The organism is Hymenobacter sp. M1-2 (genome assembly GCF_057808495.1).
Genome location: NZ_JBTYZO010000004.1, coordinates 249,208 through 255,417, shown reverse-complemented (window position 1 = coordinate 255,417; position 6,210 = coordinate 249,208). Strand labels below are relative to the sequence as shown.

General features: G+C 58.6%; 5 protein-coding genes. All 5 read right to left on the bottom strand.

Annotated elements, in window-relative coordinates:
- Window positions 1–544 precede the first annotated feature (544 nt).
- A complete protein-coding gene (locus ACYSMN_RS06225; protein WP_488922988.1) occupies window positions 545–1,732 on the bottom strand; it encodes an ABC transporter permease in 1,188 nt (395 codons plus the stop codon).
- Window positions 1,732–2,979 (bottom strand): ABC transporter permease, encoded by a 1,248-nt coding sequence (locus ACYSMN_RS06220; RefSeq protein ID WP_488922987.1) that lies wholly within the window; start codon window positions 2,977–2,979, stop codon window positions 1,732–1,734. The genes ACYSMN_RS06225 and ACYSMN_RS06220 overlap by 1 nt, the downstream gene beginning before the upstream one ends.
- Window positions 2,969–3,562, bottom strand: a complete 594-nt coding sequence (locus ACYSMN_RS06215; protein WP_488922986.1) for an RNA polymerase sigma factor — start codon at window positions 3,560–3,562, stop codon at window positions 2,969–2,971. The genes ACYSMN_RS06220 and ACYSMN_RS06215 overlap by 11 nt, the downstream gene beginning before the upstream one ends.
- A 136-nt stretch (window positions 3,563–3,698) precedes the next feature.
- Window positions 3,699–4,367, bottom strand: a complete 669-nt coding sequence (locus ACYSMN_RS06210; protein ID WP_488922993.1) for an ABC transporter ATP-binding protein — start codon at window positions 4,365–4,367, stop codon at window positions 3,699–3,701.
- 314 nt (window positions 4,368–4,681) lie between these two features.
- Window positions 4,682–6,109, bottom strand: a complete 1,428-nt coding sequence (locus ACYSMN_RS06205) for a TolC family protein (protein ID WP_488922985.1) — start codon at window positions 6,107–6,109, stop codon at window positions 4,682–4,684.
- Window positions 6,110–6,210 lie beyond the last annotated feature (101 nt).

The window sequence follows — 6,210 nt, the reverse complement described above, 5'->3', positions numbered from 1 at the left end:
CCGCGTAGCGGTGCCAGATCGGCGGGCGTCTCTGGCACCGCTACGCGGCGCAGGGTCGTTTCAGGGCTGTTGTTCTACAATCCTTGAGCCGCTAGGCGGCTAGTCCGCAACGTGGGTTTGCTATACTGCCCCCGCTGCCAGGAGAAGCCTTGGGGGTGAGCCCGCAACGGCCCGCTGCCTAGTCTCCGGCAAGATAGGCCACGAGCCCGGCCAGCGCGCCACGTCACCCAAAGTAGGTGGCCTAAACTCAAACCAGCTGTTCGCGAAGGACAGCTAGTTGCCTTAAAAGGACACCCAGTTCAGGTCCGAGCTGAACGAGTTGTCCTTTTTGGGCAACCAGTTGTGCTCCCCAGGCAACTGGTTCAGTTCGGACCTGAACCAGTTAGCTTTTTTACCCATCTGGTTGTCTTTTTCACCCACCTAGTTATCCTTTCGACACAACCAGTTGACCTTTTTACCCACCTGATTATCCTCTGGAAGCCCCTGATGCCATTAGGCGCCTGGCTAGGAGCGCGAAGAATATGAGTAAGGGTCCAGCCTGAACTTACTCCTCGCGCAGGGCTACTGCCGGGCGGATGCCGGAAGCCAGGCGGCTCGGATAAATCGCACAGATGGCCGTGAGAATGTAGATGAGCACCGTGGCGAGCAACATGCCGGGCACGTACACTTTGGCCCCTAGATCCATGACGCCGAGCAGCGGAAACTGCGCCGCCACGGCCAGGCCCAGCAGCAGCCCAAACGTTGTCACGACCATCACCTCGCCCAGAAACTGACTGCTAATGGCCGGGCTGCTCGCGCCAATGGCGCGGCGCAATCCAATCTCGGACCGGCGCTGGTTGATGTTGTACCAGAGCACCCCGAATAAGCCCAGCGCCACGTTTACAATCAAGAATACACAGGCGATGAGCGAGCCTACGATGGGCGTCATCACAAATTTGAGCTTAACTACGCGCATTTCGGGCAGAGTATTAACGTCGGTTCGCCACCCTTTAGCCGTGTTCAGAACTTCGCTGATGATGCGCTTTTCCAGAGCGGCCCCAGAACCAGGCGCCACCCGAATTAGCATGGTCGAACTCCCGACGAAGTTGGTGTCCAGCGGCATAATGAGGCGGAAGACAGCGGGAGCGGGTTCGCTGAAGTCGCTGCCGGCGCGGTAGGTGCCCGTTACGCCAATCACCTGCCACTCATACTTGCTGTTGCTGCCGCTATGGATGACCTTGCCAATGGGATTTTCATTCGGAAACAGCTTATCGCGGGCTTCTTGTGTGATGACGGTGACGGGCCGCGTGGCCGTTTCGTCGCCCTTCTCGAACCAGCGCCCTTGCAGCAGCTTGAGGCCCAGTACGTCGCGCATTTCGGGCCCTACGGTGTAGTGGTCGTGCTCCACTTTAGGGCCGGTTCCAAATTGGAGGTCGCCGTTGTTGTTGCTGAATGAAAACGGCGTGTTCCAGGTGCTGCGCGCCACGTATTTCACGCCGGGTATGGCCTTCAGACGCTGCACAATCTGGTCGTAGATGGGGGGCTGGTCCTTCGTGGGCTGTTGGCCGGGGTCGAGGTCTACCTGCCACACCTGCTCGTACTCATAGCCCAGAGGAGCCATGTAGTTCTGCTGGTTGTACACCAGCATACTTCCCACCACGAACAGGACGACGAAGGCGAAAAAAACTTCGGCGATGAGCAGGAAATTGGCCCGCTTGCGGTTCCAAATCAGGGTAAACAGATGGCGTATCATTAGTTGCTTCCTCCTTTCAGGGCCTTTACAGCCTGTAGTTTCGACATTTTGTAAGCCGGGTACACCCCCGACAGCAATCCAAAGAGCAGGCTAACGAGTAAGCCGCACAAGAACACCCGCCAGTTTAGGGTGAAGTTGGTGTAGGAGATAAAGCCACTGGTGTTGAGCAGATAGAGCGCGCCTGCCGCCAGCAGCAACCCTAGCACGCCGCCAAGCAGGGTGAGAAAGATATTCTCGACTAAGAACTGCCCTATCAGAGTGCCCGCCGTGGCGCCAAAAGCTTTACGCACTCCTATTTCAGAGGAACGCTCCAAAATGCGGCTCACATTGATATTCACCAGGTTCAGGGCCGGCAGCAGGATAAACAGGAAGGCTAAGCCAAACGCTACTCCTAGGAAGCGCCGCACGCCACTGTCTTCTTCTACATAATTGAAAAACTGCCTTGTAAAAGAGCCAAGCAGCGGCTCGGCGTGGGTACGGACGGCGGCAAACACCTTCGGGTCCGGCACCGGCACCTTGGCTACTATCCGCTGATATTCCTGCTGCATCGTTGTTACATCAGCCGCGCTGGGAGCCAGCAGAATGGCCATTGCCCCGCCCATGTACTCCGTGCTTTTGATGTCCTGTACACTCGTGGTAATCGGTATCCAGATATCGGAGTAGGTATGGAAGCGCGTGGCGGGCACATCCTCCACCACTCCTACCACTTGGTAGCGTTTCCCGAACGTTTCGAACGGACGTCCCACTACGCCGGTAGCAGTGCCGAAGTACTTGCGACTGGTGCTTTCGTTGATGACAACTATATGGGCTGCCTCTTTCACCTCACGCACTGTATAAGGCCGGCCTTCCAGAAACTTGAAGTCCAGCAGCTGCCAGAACTCGCCGTCAGTGTATTTCTCAATCAGCTCCAGCTTTTGGTTACCAATAAAAGCCACCGTGGAGCCGAAGGAAGTGCTAATAGAAATCTTTTCGGGGGTTTTCATGGGGCGCACATAGCGCTCTAGAAAAGCGTAGCTCGGGCTGGAATTGCTTTGGCCACCGTCCTTGTAGAGCAGGTTCATGCGGTTGATGAACAACATCCGATCTATCTTTTTTTCGGGGGTGTGCGGCCCTATCATGTGGTCGAAGAAGGCATACACCACCAGCAAAATCATGAGCGTAAAGCTGATGCCGAAGAGGCTGATGAAGGTGAAGAACTTGCGGCGCAGCAAGACCTTCCAGGCAATTTTAAGATAGCTAAGCAGCATGGCTGAAGGCAGAATGAGATGTGAAGAAGGAAGAATGCAGGGCGGCCACCTGCCGCTGGAGCACGGCGCGGGCCTTGCTGAGCTGCGACTTGCTGGTGCCCTCCGAAATGCCGAGCAGCTCGGCCACTTCGGGGTGGGTATAGCCCTCAATGGCGCAGAGATTGAACACGGCGCGGTAGCCAGCGGGCAGCTCCTGCACCAGCCGCAGCAGGTCGGCGGCTTGCAGCTCCACGTCGGCCGAAGGCGCATCGGTGGCTAAGTGGCTGATGTGGCAGTCGTCGAGGCGCAGCGTGAGCGATTCGCGGCGGCGCAAGCAGCCTAGGGCCTCGTGCACCATGATGCGGCGCACCCACCCATCGAGGCTACCCTTGCCCTCAAACTGATGCAGGCCGCGGAACACGTTCACGAAGCCACGGGCCAGCGCATCTTCCGCATCGAACTCGTGGTGCAAGTAGCGCCGGCACAACCCCAGCATCTTGGGCGCGAAACGACGGTAGAGTTGCTCCTGCGCGGCGGCGTTGCCCCGGCGGCAAGCGGCTACCAGTTCTGCATCGGTCGAGAAGGGAAGAGAGGAAAGTTTCATGGCTTGTTAAAGCTGTAGCACGAAGCGCGGGATTCTCGGAATTCCCAGGGTTGAAGCCCTGGGCTAGGGAGTGGTTTGTTTCGGATTTCGCTGCCTAGCCCGGGGTTTCAGCCCTGGGCGCCTGGGCCGCGTGGCGCTATTGTACCTGGCTGCCGTCGAAGAAGCGGATGACGCGCTCCGTCTTTAGAGCCTGCTGTTCGTCGTGGGTTACCATCACGATGGTGGTGCCTTCCTGGCGGTTGAGGCCCAGCAGCAGATCCATGATTTCCTCGCCCATCACAGAGTCGAGGTTGCCGGTGGGTTCGTCGGCGAGGATGAGTTCGGGGCGTCCGGCCAGGGCCCGGGCAATGGCTACCCGCTGGCGCTGCCCGCCCGAAAGCTGGCTGGGAAAATGGTTGGTGCGGGCGCTCAGGCCCACTTTGTCGAGGGCGGCGTGGGCGCGCTGACGGCGCTCCTTGCCGCTCACGCCGCTGCGGTAAAGCAACGGCAGCTCCACGTTGTCGAGCACCGAGAGGTCGTTGATGAGGTGGTAGCTCTGGAAAACGAAGCCAATTTTGTGGTTGCGCAACGAAGCCAGTTCCTTATCGGAGTACGACTGCACGGGGCGGCCCGCAATTTCCACGGTGCCGGAAGTCGGCTCGTCCAGCAGCCCCATAATGCTGAGCAGCGTAGACTTGCCGCAGCCCGAGGGACCCATAATCGACACAAACTCGCCCTGGTTGATGGTCAGGTTGACGCGGTTCAGCGCCACCGTTTCGATGGTTTTGGTTTGGTAGACCTTCTCGATGTTGGTGAGTTGCAGCATCGGTTTGCTGCTGGCCGTGGCAGCGGAAGTATAGAGGCCTTGCGGAGTGGAAGAAGGGTTCATGTGCGGCAGAAGTTGAAGGCGAAGGATGTCGGAAGAAAGTGTTGGAAGAGGTTGTCCGTTTTTGGGCAGTGAAGGCCCCGTACCTGACCTAATAAGCCAAGTGGCGTGCCATTTCTATTTTCTTTTGATAATCAAATAGTTAATCACAAAACCAATTGAAGTCGTTGTATAAAATCTGTTCAAAACCGGACACTGTGTTCGATATCAGCAGGGAGCAATGTCCGGTTAGAGCAAGACGGCTCGGCGGCGCGCTACTGACCAGCCGCTAACGGTTGCTGACGCTCGAAATCGTAGAGCGTGAGGGCACGCAGGCGGTAGTGAGCCACCCAGCAAGCGCGCAAGGCATTGATGTAGCCACGACGGGCCTGGTCTTTCTCAGCTAGCGCGATATTGAGGTCGGTGAGGCTGATGCGGCCTACTTTGTAAGTGGCCTGGGCAATGTCGTAGCGGCGCTGGGCCAGCGTATCGGCCTGGGCGCTGAGGGCCAGCTGCTCGTTGAGCGTGCCGAGCTGGGTGGCCTGCGTGAGCACGCTCTGCTCGAACACCTGCTGTTCCTGGGCCACCGTCTGCTCAGCTTGGCGGCGGTTTACTTCGGCCGTTTTCACCACCGATTTCTGCCGGCCCCAGTCCACGAGCGGCAGCGCGAAGGTGAGGCTCACTTGCTGCTGATTCTGGGGGCTGTAATACGTGTCCCAAAAGTTGCGGGCGCTGTTCACGTAGCCTAAGTTGGCCACCAGCGAGGCCTGAAACCCAGTAGTGCCCTTGGCCAGCGCCACGTCGCTTTCGGCTTGGAGCAGGCGGCGGCGGAAGGCCACGGTTTCGGGGCGGTTCTGGCGGGCCTGGGCTAGAGCCTCATCGGCGGGTGCCGTTAGCCGCGGCGTAGTGGTGGGCACCGTGAGGCGTAGGGCTTCTGCGCTTTGGCCAGTGTAGGTTTGCAGGCTAAGAGCCGCATCCTGGGCGTCGATGCGGGCCTGGGCGAGGGCCCGGCGAGAATTGAGCACGTTGAGTTCCAGCAGCAGCAAGTCGCTCTGGCTGAGACGGCCGAGTTGGAAACGCTCTTTGCCGAGGCGGAGCATTTCCTCGTTGGCTTGCACGTTTTGCGTAGCCACGTCGGCATTCACCTGTTGCAGCAGCACATCGAAATACAGCTCCGTAATGCGCTGGGCAATAGTTTCGCGCTCCAACACAAACTGGCGCTGGCTTTCCTCGTAGCGCAGCGGCTCGATGCGCCGGTCCCAGCGCAGGCGGTTGTAGCGCCCCAGCGGCTGGGTGAGGCCAAAGTTGACGGGTTGATTATTGTAGAGCCGAATGTCGCGGTTGAAGTCGTCGAAGCGCCGCGTTTCCGAACTCACGAAAATCTGCGCGCCAGTCGGGCCGATGTTCTGGCTGAGCGTGAGGCCGAGCGTGGAGTTGTTCTGCCGCACCGCCTGAAACTGAATGGTGCCATCGGGCTGCACCACGGGCGTAATTACGCGGTTGTAATTGGGCAATGTGCCTTGCAACGCCAGTTGCGGCCGGTAGTTCGACTGATACGTGCGAAACTGCCAGTAGCTGGTTTCGCGCGCCGTGCGGGCCTGCCCCGCCACCGCTGACTGCTCCAACGCCAGCCCAATCACCTGCTCCAGATTCAAGGAGCCACTATTCTGCGCGGCAACTGGTACGGTTAGTAGTAGAAGCAAGGCTAACACTGCCACGTACGTTTTCGCTTGTGCTGTACCGCGTAAAACTTGGCTAGCTCGCAAGCTGATGCGTTTTACCCAGAAACCTGAAGTGCTTTTCA